Origin of the sequence: Prevotella sp. khp1 (assembly GCF_900102205.1) — a bacterium.
Taxonomy (GTDB): Bacteria; Bacteroidota; Bacteroidia; order Bacteroidales; family Bacteroidaceae; genus Prevotella; species Prevotella ruminicola.
On record NZ_FNJZ01000001.1, the window covers coordinates 1,252,802 to 1,265,425 of the forward strand.

Annotated in this window: 13 protein-coding genes; 6 read left to right on the forward strand and 7 right to left on the reverse strand. The window is 49.8% G+C overall.

Features of this window, described 5'->3' with window-relative positions:
• Positions 1–9: 9 nt before the first annotated feature.
• Together BLR73_RS05220 and BLR73_RS05225 are read right to left on the reverse strand one after the other, a co-directional pair.
• A complete protein-coding gene (locus tag BLR73_RS05220; RefSeq protein ID WP_013064085.1) occupies positions 10–1,008 on the reverse strand; it encodes an ROK family protein in 999 nt (332 codons plus the stop codon).
• 12 nt (positions 1,009–1,020) lie between these two features.
• The gene (locus BLR73_RS05225) at positions 1,021–2,001 is read right to left on the reverse strand and encodes an ROK family protein (protein ID WP_091860145.1); all 981 of its coding nucleotides are present in this window, start codon (positions 1,999–2,001) and stop codon (positions 1,021–1,023) included.
• 156 nt (positions 2,002–2,157) lie between these two features.
• On the opposite strand from BLR73_RS05225, the gene lysS reads away from it, so the two are divergent.
• From lysS to BLR73_RS05240, 3 genes are read left to right on the forward strand one after another with little or no spacing between them, the layout of a single operon-like run.
• Positions 2,158–3,885, forward strand: a complete 1,728-nt coding sequence (lysS, locus tag BLR73_RS05230) for a lysine--tRNA ligase (protein WP_091859674.1) — start codon at positions 2,158–2,160, stop codon at positions 3,883–3,885.
• A 34-nt stretch (positions 3,886–3,919) separates the two neighbouring features.
• Positions 3,920–4,915 (forward strand): NAD(P)H-dependent glycerol-3-phosphate dehydrogenase, encoded by a 996-nt coding sequence (locus BLR73_RS05235; RefSeq protein ID WP_013064950.1) that lies wholly within the window; start codon positions 3,920–3,922, stop codon positions 4,913–4,915.
• 2 nt (positions 4,916–4,917) lie between these two features.
• The gene (locus BLR73_RS05240) at positions 4,918–5,679 is read left to right on the forward strand and encodes a DNA alkylation repair protein (RefSeq protein WP_233456406.1); all 762 of its coding nucleotides are present in this window, start codon (positions 4,918–4,920) and stop codon (positions 5,677–5,679) included.
• A 2-nt stretch (positions 5,680–5,681) separates the two neighbouring features.
• Here the strand turns inward: BLR73_RS05240 and BLR73_RS05245 are convergent, their stop codons facing one another.
• The 4 genes from BLR73_RS05245 to BLR73_RS05260 are packed head-to-tail and all read right to left on the reverse strand — an operon-like array spanning position 5,682 to position 8,851.
• Positions 5,682–6,227 (reverse strand): NADPH-dependent FMN reductase, encoded by a 546-nt coding sequence (locus BLR73_RS05245; RefSeq protein ID WP_091860151.1) that lies wholly within the window; start codon positions 6,225–6,227, stop codon positions 5,682–5,684.
• Positions 6,228–6,243: 16 nt separating this feature from the next.
• Complete coding sequence (locus BLR73_RS05250) at positions 6,244–6,636, reverse strand: MGMT family protein (RefSeq protein ID WP_176763618.1); 393 nt, start codon at positions 6,634–6,636, stop codon at positions 6,244–6,246.
• Entirely contained in the window at positions 6,617–7,684 is a 1,068-nt protein-coding gene (locus BLR73_RS05255; RefSeq protein ID WP_091859677.1) for a glycerate kinase family protein, read from the reverse strand. The genes BLR73_RS05250 and BLR73_RS05255 overlap by 20 nt, the downstream gene beginning before the upstream one ends.
• Positions 7,685–8,851, reverse strand: a complete 1,167-nt coding sequence (locus BLR73_RS05260; RefSeq protein ID WP_176763619.1) for an FprA family A-type flavoprotein — start codon at positions 8,849–8,851, stop codon at positions 7,685–7,687.
• Positions 8,852–9,055: 204 nt separating this feature from the next.
• Here BLR73_RS05260 and BLR73_RS05265 point away from each other — a divergent pair, with 204 nt between their 5' ends.
• Entirely contained in the window at positions 9,056–9,508 is a 453-nt protein-coding gene (locus tag BLR73_RS05265; RefSeq protein WP_013064035.1) for a helix-turn-helix domain-containing protein, read from the forward strand.
• Here the strand turns inward: BLR73_RS05265 and BLR73_RS05270 are convergent.
• Positions 9,505–10,455, reverse strand: coding sequence for a hypothetical protein (locus BLR73_RS05270; RefSeq protein WP_013064784.1), 951 nt, complete (start codon positions 10,453–10,455; stop codon positions 9,505–9,507). The genes BLR73_RS05265 and BLR73_RS05270 overlap by 4 nt on opposite strands.
• 59 nt (positions 10,456–10,514) lie before the next feature.
• Here BLR73_RS05270 and metF point away from each other — a divergent pair, with 59 nt between their 5' ends.
• Both metF and BLR73_RS05280 read left to right on the forward strand, forming a co-directional pair.
• Entirely contained in the window at positions 10,515–11,480 is a 966-nt protein-coding gene (gene metF / locus BLR73_RS05275) for a methylenetetrahydrofolate reductase [NAD(P)H] (protein ID WP_013064350.1), read from the forward strand.
• A 6-nt stretch (positions 11,481–11,486) separates the two neighbouring features.
• Positions 11,487–12,599, forward strand: a complete 1,113-nt coding sequence (locus BLR73_RS05280) for a DNA polymerase III subunit (protein WP_013064903.1) — start codon at positions 11,487–11,489, stop codon at positions 12,597–12,599.
• Positions 12,600–12,624 lie beyond the last annotated feature (25 nt).

Sequence of the window (12,624 nt, forward strand, 5' to 3'; positions counted from 1 at the left end):
GTCTAGTTATTATTTAAACAACGAATATTCCTTCACATCCCATGCCAGAGCGCTGGCGCCAAGCACATCACGCTCACCTTCCTTGAGAATCGACACCAGGATACGGGTCTTATTCTTGATGTTATGGAAAACGTGCTCCTCGAACGAGGCACGCATGGGTTTCAACAGCCACTTACCTGCCTGCGTCATATCGCCTGTCAGGATAATAGCCTCAGGGTTCAACACTGATGCATAGTTGGCCATACCCAATCCCAATATCTCTCCAGTCTTACGGAATACCTCGATGGCCACTTTATCACCTTTATAACAACAGTCAGCAATCGTCTTGATGCTCAGCTCCTGCTGCTCACTCAGCAATGTGGGTTCCTTACTGGCAGCAATCAGCTCTTCGGCAGTCTTAATCAAGCCCTTCTCCGAGCAATAAGCCTCCAAACAGCCTTTGTTACCACAACCACACTGCCTGCCGTTCAACTCTACACAAGTATGACCCAGTTCGCCAGCAAAGCCATTAAAGCCCAGATGGGGCTGACCGTTTGAGAAGAAACAGCTACCCAGTCCGCCATGACTGATTGAGATCACTACAAAGTCCTTCATGCCATGCGCACTTCCGTACGATTTCTCGCTGAGCGCTGTAATATGAGCATCGTTAGCCACTGCCACAGCCAGTCCTAACTGGTCTCTCAGCATTGCTCCCAGAGGTATCACACCCTTCCAAGGCAGATTGGCCGCATTCTCAATGCAACCTGTTACCGCACTGGCACTAGGCGCACTCACACCTACCGAGCGGATGGTTTCGTAACCACCGTTCTCCTCAACCAGCGCAACCACGCGCTCGCAAAGGGCCGCTACGTATTCATTAATATCAGTATAGTCGGAAGTCAGGAAATAATCCTGTGCCACAATCTCACCTCTGATATCTACCACAGCAAAAGTGGTACGATCCACACGGATATCGATTCCTACTACACGTGTTTTAATCTGGTCGATGCTCTCGTCTTTCTTCTCCATAACTATTCTCTGTTATTTAAACAACGAATATTCTCTTACTTCCCATGCCAAGGCACTGGCGCCTAACATGTCATTCGAGGACTTGTACTCCTCAGAAATCAGGAACTGGGTTTTGCCATAGGTATTATGGAACACCATTTTATCAAAGGTCTCTCTGGCAGGTTCAAACAACCATTTACCAGCCTTTGTAAGCCCGCCGGTAAAGATAAAGGCCTCAGGATCTACCAGCGATGCATAGTTGGCCAATCCATATCCCAACATCTCACCTGTTCTGCGGTACACTTCGATAGACAGTTCGTCACCCTGATCGCAAAACTCAGCTATCTGTAAGGCTTTCAGATTCTCAACGCCACGCATCAACGATGGTATGGTTGTTTCGTCCAACAGTTCTTTGGCAGTAGCTACGATGCCTTTTTTGGCCACGTAAGCCTCTAAGCAACCTTTGTTACCACAGCTGCACTGTCTGCCACCATTTACCACACAGGTATGACCAATCTCACCAGCAAAACCTTCGTTGCCTTTATGTATCAAGCCATTCGAAAACATACAGCTACCAATGCCACTGCCCATGGTAAGTACCACAAAGTCGCGCATACCTCTGGCCAGTCCGTAGGTATGTTCGCCCAAAGCTCTTACATCTGCATTATTAGCCACAGCCACAGCGTAGCCAGTACGTTCTCTAAGCAAAGTAGCTAAGGGAATAACACCTTTCCAAGGCAGGTTAGGTGCATTCTCAATGCTGCCTGTCATGAAGTTGGCGCTGGGCGCACTGATGCCTACCGAACGAATGCTCTCGTAGCCACCGTTGCGTTCCACCATTTCCATCACGCGCTCGCTCAGCACTGATACAAATAGGTTTATATCTGGATAGTCTAATGTCGGGAAGCTGTCCATCACAACCACCTCACCCTTCACGTCAACAATGGCGTAAGTAGTGGCTTCAAGACTGATGTCAATCCCGATGACCCTTTTCTTGATTGTTTCTTGTTCCATCAAAGTGTTCTCAGTTATCAGCCACAAATATATACTTTTTTTAGAGACTGAGCAAATCTTTCTCACTTTTTTTGCAAATATTTACTCGAATCTTGCATTTTTCGAGAAATTTCCGTAACTTTGCAGCCATAAAATTGAAATATTCGAATATTAAAGATGAACATTTTAGAGTTAAGCGAACAAGAAATCGGAAGGCGTCAGAGCCTTCAGGAACTGCGCTCGATGGGCATCGATCCCTATCCTGCAGCCGAGTTCCCAACAAATGCATTCAGCACAGAAATTAAGGAAAGTTTCAAGGACGATGAGGATCGTGAGGTCGTTATCGCAGGTCGTATGATGAGCCGTCGTGTCATGGGTAAGGCATCTTTTGCCGAGCTTCAGGACTCAAAGGGCCGTATCCAGGTGTACATCACCCGCGATGATATCTGCCCAGGCGAGAACAAGGACCTATATAATAATGTATTCAAGCGTTTGCTCGATATTGGCGATTTCATCGGTGTTAAGGGTAAGGTATTCCGCACCCAGACTGGTGAGATTTCTGTACATGCCTCAGAGCTTACACTGCTTTCAAAGAGCCTTAAGCCACTGCCTATCGTGAAGTACAAGGATGGTGTGGCCTACGATAAGTTTGATGATCCCGAGTTGCGTTATCGCCAGCGTTATGTCGACCTGGTAGTTAACGAGGGCGTAAAGGATACCTTCCTGAAGCGTGCAACTATCATTCGCACCATGCGTAGCATTCTCGACAATGCTGGTTATACCGAGGTTGACACACCTATCCTGCAGAGCATCGCAGGTGGTGCATCAGCCCGTCCATTCATCACCCACTTCAATGCCCTGAATCAGGACATGTACATGCGTATTGCCACCGAGCTTTACCTGAAGCGCCTGATTGTAGGTGGTTTCGAGGGTGTTTACGAGATGGGTAAGAACTTCCGTAACGAGGGTATGGACAAGACCCACAACCCAGAGTTCACCTGCATGGAGCTCTACGTGAGCTATAAGGATCTGCTGTGGGGTATGACCTTCACCGAGAAGATGCTCGAGGAGATCTGTACAGCTGTAAACGGCAAGCCCGAGGTTGAGATTGATGGTAAGGTTATCTCATTCAAGGCCCCATTCCGTCGCCTGCCTATCCTCGATGCGATCAAGGAGAAGACAGGTTTCGATTGCGATGGCAAGACCGAGGACGAGATTCGTGCATTCTGCCTCTCTAAGGGCATGGATGTAGATGAGACCATGGGTAAGGGTAAGCTGATCGATGAGCTCTTTGGTGAGTTCTGCGAGGGCACCTTCATCCAGCCTACCTTCATCACCGATTATCCTGTTGAGATGTCACCTCTTACCAAGATGCATCGTTCTAAGCCCGGTCTCACCGAGCGTTTCGAGCTGATGGTTAATGGTAAGGAGCTGGCCAATGCTTATTCTGAGCTAAACGATCCTATCGATCAGGAGGAGCGCTTTATCGAGCAGATGAAGTTAGCTGATAAGGGCGACGACGAGGCTATGATCATCGACCACGACTTCCTGCGTGCCCTACAGTACGGTATGCCTCCTACATTCGGTATTGGTATCGGTATCGACCGTCTGGTGATGCTGATGACTGGTAAGTTTGCTATTGGCGAGGTAATGCTGTTCCCACAGATGAAGCCTGAGAAGAAGATTCCTCAGTCATCTGTAGCAGAGTGGGCCGAGATTGGTGTACCCGAGGATATCGTTCCAGTACTCCGCAAGGCTGGTTTCAACCTGATCACCAACATTAAGGACGAGAAGCCCCAGGGTCTGCAGCAGAAGATTGGTGAGATCTTCAAGAAGTACAAGCTCGAACTCCAGAAGCCTTCAGTTGATGAAGTAGCCGCCTGGATCGAAAAGGCGCAAGCCTAATGGTCAATGTTCAATGATCAATGTTCAATGAACCATGTACGATTGTGGTAAGATAGCAATTATCGGAGGTGGCAGCTGGGCAACAGCTATTGCCAAGATTGTGGTAAGTCATACACACCATATAGGTTGGTATATGCGTCGCGACGACCGTATCGAGGATTTCCGTCGCATGGGGCATAACCCCGCCTACCTCACCAGTGTACACTTCAATATCGATGAGATCAACTTCGATAGCGATTTGAATCGTATTGCACAGCAGTACGACACGCTGGTGTTTGTCACCCCTTCGCCTTACCTCAAGAGTCATCTTAAGAAGTTGAAGACGCGTATTCGCGACAAATTCATACTTACCGCTATTAAGGGTATCGTACCTGATGAAAATCTCGTATGTAGCGAGTATTTTCATCAGGTTTACGACGTACCTTACGAGAATCTCGCTTGCATCGGTGGTCCTTCTCATGCCGAGGAGGTGGCACTCGAGCGTCTCAGCTACCTCACCGTAGGTTGTGCCGACCGTGAGAAAGCCCAGGCCTTCTGCGACGTATTATCAAGCGAGTATATCAAAACCAAGACCTCTACCGATGTGGTTGGTATCGAGTATTCTTCTGTTCTGAAGAATGTGTATGCCATTGCCGCAGGTATCTGCAGCGGCCTGAAATATGGCGATAACTTCCAGTCGGTACTCATGGCCAATGCCGTGCAGGAGATGAATCGTTTCCTCACAGCTGTTTATCCTTTGGATCGCAATGCTTACGATAGTGTTTATCTGGGCGATTTGCTGGTTACGGGTTATAGCAACTTCAGTCGTAACCGCACCTTCGGAACCATGATTGGTAAGGGCTACAGCGTGAAGTCGGCCCAGATCGAGATGGAGATGATTGCCGAGGGTTACTTCGGTACCAAGTGTATGAAGGAGATCAATCGCCACTGTCACGTAAACATGCCTATCCTCGATGCCGTGTATAACATCCTATACGAGCGCATCGCTCCCCAAATTGAGATTAAACTCCTTACCGATTCATTCCGCTAATAATGACAGCCAAAGAAGTTATCAACCATATGGAATCGCTGCGCAACGATGCCCAGCGACGCATCCTGATGGGCTTCTTCAAGACTGGTCCTGGCGAATATGGCGAGGGTGACGAATTCCTTGGCCTGAAGGTTCCTCAGACACGCGAGGTGGTTAAGCTTGTGGGGAAAGATTTCCCATTGAACGAAATCCCCGAACTCCTGATGTGTCGCTGGCACGAGGTGCGCCTTTGTGGACTGCTGATATTAGTATCTAAGTTCGAAAAACTGGCCACCAAACGTCTTGAAAACGATAAGGAAGCCATTAGCGCTCGCGACGAGATACTCACCCTTTATCTGCAATATGCCGAACAGGCCAACAATTGGGATCTGGTAGATCTTTCTGTCCACAAAATCCTAGGCCACTGGCTCTTGTTGCCCTCCAACTTAGGCGATAAAGATTACAAACTCAAGGTTCTCGACTCCTTGGCCCAAAGCCCCTGCCTGTGGAAACAGCGCATGAGTATGGTCTGTTCTTGGAAAACCTCACAGATGGGCGATCCCACTTGGTGCCTGCGCTATGCCGAAGTCCATTTGCATCACCCACACGACCTGATGCACAAGGCCGTAGGTTGGATGCTACGCGAAATGGGTAAACGTGTTAGCGAAGAGCTCTTACGCGATTTCCTCCGCCAACACGCTCACGAAATGCCCCGCACCATGCTCCGCTACGCCATCGAGAAACTCCCCGCCCCCGAGCGCCAGTATTGGATGGGCATTAAATAAGTTCACACAATCTTCAAGAAAGCCTCAACCTGATTCTTTAGTGCTACTTTCTGTTCATCGCTAAGAATCATACGTCCTTCAGTCCAGGCCTCAACATTCAGAGCGATGCCTGTCTGAGGCTCCATCACATCGGCCTTCAGAAAAGTAAGCAATTCCGTTAGTTTCTCACGACATTTGGCTGTAGCCATCTTGCCGCCTGCACCACTCAGCGCCACCTTTTTGCCATTAATAACAGTAGGTGTTTCATAATCGTTAGCTACCACTGGACGCGACAACCAGTCAAACAGGTTCTTTACATGACCAGGATAACTGAAGTTATACTCGGGCGTAAACACCCAGATGCCATCTGCCTCTTTCACCGTAGCACGCAGTCTACATAAAGCCTCAGGCTCAGGAAACTCTATATCCTGATTAATCAAGGGCACATCCTTATAATCCAGATAAGTAACTTCGGCACGTGCGCCAATCATTTGCTCAGCCTCGCGGGCCAACTGTCGGTTAAAGGAACCTTCCCTCAGCGATCCAACGATAAAAAGAATTCTTTTCATATCCATAAGTTTTTAATTATTCACGTTGCGAAAAATGAAAATCATTGATATACCAACCACCCTCTAATGAATTCCGTTGCATATGAATCCACTGATGGCGTGTCATATCTACATGACCATTTGGCTTAAAGTGGATACCCTCGGACTCTAGGAGGGGGCGTTGGCGACTCCAGCCTGGGGCGGTGCGACCAGATTTGTTCACTACACGATGACAAGGTAGATTCTCGGCACCTGGCGTGTAGCGCAACGTTCTACCTACCATACGCGAATGACTGGGCCAACCTGCCAGGGTGGCAATATCACCATAGGTGGTTACACAGCCACGAGGTATCTGGGCCACGATGTTGAGCACAGCATCGCGAAAGGCACGCGCCTGTTCGGGCGACATCTTATCTGGATAATCCTTCATTCTGAACTGTAAGTAGGATGTTCTGTTTAGCTGTGGTGGGTTGCATAGCCATGTCGAAGGGTAATCCCGGGGGATTGATGCAGGCAACACGGGCAAAGCCGGCATCGAGAAGTTGCTGTTGGTCAGCGATGCGACCGGCTATGAGCATAACAGGCACATGATGTTTCTGAGCACGCTGCAGAATGCCATAAGGCAACTTACCCATCAGCGTTTGTCTATCGGCTGAGCCTTCGCCAGTAATCACCAGGTTGGCATCCTTCAGGAGTTCGTCGAAATGGATGGCATCCAACAGAAGGTCGATTCCAGAGCGACAATCAGCTTGCATATACTGCATAAAAGCATAACCCAAACCACCTGCAGCACCTGCGCCTGGCATATCCTGACAGTCGCGCCCCAAGTGCTTGGCCGATGCCTCAGCAAAGCGTTTGGCCCGGGCATCGAGGGCGATTACGTCATCAGGCGAAGCACTCTTCTGTGGCGCAAACACATGGGCAGCGCCATTTAAGCCACAAAGGGGGTTGGTAACATCGGTGGCGATGGTGAAACGCACATCATCTAGCTGACGCACATCGTCCCAAGTCTTTCCTTTGGCAAACGCATCGATGATGGCACGCAGCATGCCTATACCACAATCACTGGTAGCACTACCACCAAGACCCACGATAATGTGCTTACAGCCTCTTCGCACAGCATCCACCACCAACTGACCAGTGCCATAGCTTGTAGCTACCATGGGATTACGTTCCTCGGGCTTCACTAGCGTTAGTCCACTGGCTTTGGCAATTTCAATCACAGCCGTATCGCCCTGCATCAGATACTGTGCTACAATGGGACGCATCAGCGGGTCCTTCACAGGCACCTGCACAATATCGCCACCCATAGCCGCTTGGAAAGCCTCCATAAATCCCTCGCCACCATCGCTCACAGGCACCTGCACCACCTTGGCATCAGGCATCCTGCTAAGAATACCCTCGCTGGCTGCCTGATTAGCCTCAACAGATGTCAAACAGCCCTTGAATGAGTCGATGGCAACAATGATTTTATGCATTTACAATAAGCTATCGGCCAACTGCTGCAGCAGGGCCTCGTCGGTAGATTTCATGCGTGAGCGGATGGTCACCAAGGGCTCTACAATCTCGCAGTCCTTCAGGGCCTCAATCATGGTGCGCATGGTCTTGCCGGCCGTAGGGGCCCAGCTACCATTCTCGATAATACCAAACCTACGCTTCTGGTAGTTCTTGATTTGCAGATGATACAGGAAGTCGTGCATCACAGGGAACACACCTGCATCGTAGCTCGAAGCAGCTACCACCACTGTAGGATAGCGGAAGGCATCCTCGATAACCTCGGCCATATCCGAGCGACTCAGATCGCTTACAACTACCTTTGGCGCACCCTTTTCGCGCAGTATCTCACCTAATCGCTCTGCAGCAGCGGCAGTACCACCATGAATACTGGCGTAGGCAATCAGTATGCCCTCGCTCTCTGGTTCGTACTTGCTCCAGATATCATATAGGCGCACAGCCTCAGCCAGAGCCTCACCCTTGAGCACAGGACCATGCAGCGGACAGATTGTCTGGATATCTAGGGCTGCCGCCTTCTTCAGCACACTCTGCACCTGCGAGCCATACTTACCACATATATTAAAATAATAGCGACGCGCCTCGCAGGCCCAGTCGTTGGGATCATCGTTCACCAATGCACCAAATTTACCAAAGCCATCGGCACTGAACAGCACCTTGTCGGTGGTGTCGTAACTCATGATTACCTCGGGCCAGTGAATCATGGCAGCACCAATAAACTGCAACGTGTGCTTACCCAACGCGAGTGTATCGCCCTCCTTAACAGTAACCACACGACCTGTAAAATCTACGCCCTCGAAGAAGTTCGACAGCATTTTTACAGCCTGCGCACTGCACACCAGCTGCACACCGGGATACGTTTCCAGCATCCAAGCGATAAGTGCCGAGTGATCAGGCTCCATGTGGTGAACCACCAGATAATCAGGCTGGCGACCATTCAAAGCTGCAGTCAGATTGGCTTTCCACTCCTCGCCCTTACGACGATCGGCAGTATCCAGCACAGCTATCTTCTCATCATCGATGAGATACGAGTTATAACTCATGCCCTCGGGCACCACATACTGACTCTCAAACAAATCGATGTCGAGATCATCCACACCGATATACTTAATTGTATCGTTCATTGTATTCATAGTTCTACGTTTAATCACATTCTGGCGACAAAGATAGTATAATTTTGTGGAAAGGCCAAACTTTTCGCACAATTATTTATGTGTTAAAATAGCGTTAACATAGCGTGCAGTGGTGCGCTATGTCGCCGATTTTTTGTACCTTCGCATCCGTTTTGCCCTTTTCGGGCAGCACTTTCAGGAAAAATGTAAAAAGATTGTTTAAAGATGGCAACAGGAAAATATCAAATTACTGAACTAAAGAAGTGTACAGCCGATTACCGAAATATATTAGGCGACGAACGTAAGGATGAGCTCCACGACAGGATAATGGAGATAATAGTAGATGACAAGAAATATCGTGATAAGGATTACACTGCCAGCAAACTGGCTGCCGACCTTGGCACCAACTGTCGTTATATCTCGGCAGTGATGACAGAGCGCTTCCACACCAACTTTAATGGATTGATGAACAAGCATCGTATCGACGAGGCTAAGACACTATTAGCCGAGGAGGAATATCGCGACAAATCTATCAGCGAGATTGGCGAGATGGTAGGCTTCGGTACCCGTCAGGCATTCTACGCCTCGTTCTACCGATTCTTAAACACCACCCCACGCGAATTCCGCGTCAAGCACCTTGGTCCTAAAAAGCGTAAGCGTTACAGCAAAAAGGCTTAATGCTTTTTACGGTATTCGTATAGCTCCAACGAGTTAACAATATTCTGCCACAGCACGTAACAGCCTGCACCTACCGATGCCACTGGGTTAAGGTAGGTATAGGCTACCCAGATGCTCAGGGCAGTATTTTTTTGGAACGAAGCCTGACCGCCATCGATCTCATCGCCTAACTGGCGACCAATCCAACGGCCCATCAGGAAAAGCACAAAGCAAAGAATCAGCGACATCACGGCTATCATCAGCAGCGTACGCAGTCCAGCGTCGCTATGCACGATGTTACGCACGGTAACACCCGACGTTACTGCCAACTGCGCTGCCCAGAGGTAGAACGAGAGGTCGGGTATCGACACTATCCACGCGCAGAGGCGCTTGGCATAGTGCTGCACCAACCATCCCAGCACCAGCGGAGCTACCAGTACCATAGCCAGTTTTTGCAGGATGATAAAGAATACCGCCCAGAAACCAGTGCTTACGCCACGCTCCAACAACGGGAACACGGCTGGAATCATAAGGGCCGAGGCAAAGGCCGACATCACCACATAGGCCGTCATGGTATTGATGTTACCGCCAATCTTGGCAGTAACCACCGGAGCTGCCGTAGCAGCAGGACCGATGATACAAGTAAGCACACTCTCCCAAAGCAATTTCTGTTCAGGGTCGGCATCCACTTGGAAGATAATCCACACGTTCAATGCCACCAAAGCCACCTGTGCCACCAGCACACCTATGTGCCAGCGGTGAGGACGCATCTGATGGAAGTCGATACGACAGTAGGTCGAGAACAGCGTAGAGAACACCATAAACGGGAAAATAGCATCCACCACTTCGCCTAACGTATCGCCTGCGCCATCCAGAAATGGCAACAGATAAAACAGCAGATACACCACAGTACCAACAGCTATAGCCACAGGAAGAGTCCAGTCTTTAACAAATTGCTTCAGTTTCATGGTGCAAAATTACAAAAAATTTTTGTAATAAAGAAATTTTTAGTATCTTTGCAGCCAATATGAGTGTTACTGAGTTTATACATCAAGATAAGGAGGCAAAGCGATTCTCATTCGAAGTGCTGCCACCGCTGAAGGGTACTGGCACAGCCAAACTGTTTGCCGATATCGACAAACTAAGAGAATTCGACCCAGCCTACATCAACATTACCACCCATCACTCGGAGTTTGTGTATCACGAACTTGAGAATGGGCAGTTTGAGCGTCGTCGCATTCGTCGCCGCCCAGGAACCATCGCCATAGCCGCAGCCATCCAGCAGCGTTATCAGATTCCCGTTCAGCCCCACGTTATCTGTAGTGGTGCCACCATCGAGGATATCGAGTACGAGCTGCTCGACCTGCAATTCTTAGGCATCAACGATTTGTTGCTGTTACGTGGCGATAAGGCCAAGGAGGACAGCCGTTTCCAGCCTACCCCTGGCGGTCATGCGCACACCACCGACTTGATGGCTCAGGTAAAACGCTTTAACGAGGGCTTTTTTGCTGATGGCACCCCCATCAAGAATCCTGGTCGTCCGTTCGACTATGGTGTGGCTTGCTACCCCGAGAAGCACGAGGAGGCACCCAACCTTGAGATGGACATGCAATACCTGAAGCAGAAGCAGGACCTGGGCGCCCAGTATGCCGTTACACAGCTGTTCTTCGACAACGAAAAGTACTATGCTTTTGTTGAGAAGGCACGCCAGATGGGCATCACCATCCCCATCATCCCCGGCATCAAACCCATGGCCAAGCTGAGTCAGCTAACAGTAGTGCCCAAGACATTCCACTGCGATATCCCTGAGCCACTGGCCAAGGAGGTAGTGAAATGTAAGACCGATGAGGATGCCAAGCAGTTAGGTATAGAGTGGACCACCCAGCAGTGCAAGGATCTGTATGCGCATGGGGTACACAACATCCACTTCTACACCGTCTCAGCTGTAGATAGTGTGGCAGAGATTGTGAAGAGATTAGTGGTTAGAGGTTAAAGACAGATGAGTTTCGACGAGGTTATAGGACAGAAAGAGGCCGAGGAGCGATTGCTACAGCTGGTACGCGAGGAGCGATTGCCCCACGCACTGATGCTGTGCGGTCCGCAGGGCTGTGGCAAGTTGCCATTAGCCGTGGCTTTTGCCTGCTATCTGTTGGATAATGGCACACCATCTGCCAAAGCCATGCTGGCCAAACTGGAGCATCCCGACCTGCACTTCACCTACCCCACCATCAAACTGCCATCGATGGGCGCCGAGCATAAACCTGTGAGCGATGATTTTGCCAAGGACTGGCACGAGCTGGTGATGCGAGGCCTGTACTTTACGATGGAAGAGTGGATGACAGCCATGGGCGCCGAGAACCAGCAGGCCATCATTACTGCAGGCGAGAGCGACGACCTGGTACGCAAGCTCAGCCTGAAATCCAGTCAGGGTGGCTATAAAGTCAGTGTTATCTGGCTTCCGGAGCGCATGAACATAGAGTGCGCCAACAAGCTGCTCAAGCTGATTGAGGAGCCCCCACAGCAAACGGTATTCATCATGGTATGCGAGGAACCCGACAAGCTGTTGGAAACCATCCGCAGTCGTGTGCAGCGCATCGATGTAAAGAAAATATCCAACGAGGCCATCGAGCAGGCACTCATTGAAAAGCGTGGCATCAGTGCCGACGATGCCCACCGCATAGCCCGACTGGCCAATGGCAGTTGGATAAAGGCCCTCGACGAGTTGCAGGTAGGTTCCGAGAACGAACTGTTTCTCGACATGTACGTGATGCTGATGCGCCTGGCCTACCAGCGTAAGATAAAAGACCTGCGCAAGTGGAGCGAGCAGCTGGCTGGCATGGGTCGTGAGAAGCAGAAGCGCTGGCTGACGTATTTCCTGCGTATGACCCGCGAGAACTTCATGTACAACTTCCAGAACGAGGAACTGGTATATATGACACAGCGCGAAGAGGACTTTGCCAAGAACTTTGCCCGCTTTGTGAACGAGAAGAATATCCTGCCCATCACCGATATGGCTAACCTGGCCATTCGCGATATCGGACAGAACGCCAACGGAAAGATTGTATTCTTCGACTTGGCCCTACAAATGATAGTACTGCTTTTGCAGAAGTAATAGTGAACAGTGAATAGTGATTATA

What these genes read in the sequence shown, in the direction of transcription:
- BLR73_RS05235 (WP_013064950.1), top strand. Translation starts at nt 3,920, where the DNA reads ATGTACGATTGTGGTAAGATAGCAATTATCGGAGGTGGCAGCTGGGCA.
- BLR73_RS05265 (WP_013064035.1), top strand. Translation starts at nt 9,056, where the DNA reads ATGGCAACAGGAAAATATCAAATTACTGAACTAAAGAAGTGTACAGCC.
- lysS (WP_091859674.1), top strand. Translation starts at nt 2,158, where the DNA reads ATGAACATTTTAGAGTTAAGCGAACAAGAAATCGGAAGGCGTCAGAGC.
- BLR73_RS05245 (WP_091860151.1), bottom strand. Translation starts at nt 6,227, where the DNA reads ATGAAAAGAATTCTTTTTATCGTTGGATCGCTGAGGGAAGGTTCCTTT.
- BLR73_RS05220 (WP_013064085.1), bottom strand. Translation starts at nt 1,008, where the DNA reads ATGGAGAAGAAAGACGAGAGCATCGACCAGATTAAAACACGTGTAGTA.
- BLR73_RS05280 (WP_013064903.1), top strand. Translation starts at nt 11,487, where the DNA reads ATGAGTTTCGACGAGGTTATAGGACAGAAAGAGGCCGAGGAGCGATTG.
- BLR73_RS05270 (WP_013064784.1), bottom strand. Translation starts at nt 10,455, where the DNA reads ATGAAACTGAAGCAATTTGTTAAAGACTGGACTCTTCCTGTGGCTATA.
- metF (WP_013064350.1), top strand. Translation starts at nt 10,515, where the DNA reads ATGAGTGTTACTGAGTTTATACATCAAGATAAGGAGGCAAAGCGATTC.
- BLR73_RS05260 (WP_176763619.1), bottom strand. Translation starts at nt 8,851, where the DNA reads ATGAATACAATGAACGATACAATTAAGTATATCGGTGTGGATGATCTC.
- BLR73_RS05240 (WP_233456406.1), top strand. Translation starts at nt 4,918, where the DNA reads ATGACAGCCAAAGAAGTTATCAACCATATGGAATCGCTGCGCAACGAT.
- BLR73_RS05250 (WP_176763618.1), bottom strand. Translation starts at nt 6,636, where the DNA reads ATGAAGGATTATCCAGATAAGATGTCGCCCGAACAGGCGCGTGCCTTT.
- BLR73_RS05255 (WP_091859677.1), bottom strand. Translation starts at nt 7,684, where the DNA reads ATGCATAAAATCATTGTTGCCATCGACTCATTCAAGGGCTGTTTGACA.
- BLR73_RS05225 (WP_091860145.1), bottom strand. Translation starts at nt 2,001, where the DNA reads ATGGAACAAGAAACAATCAAGAAAAGGGTCATCGGGATTGACATCAGT.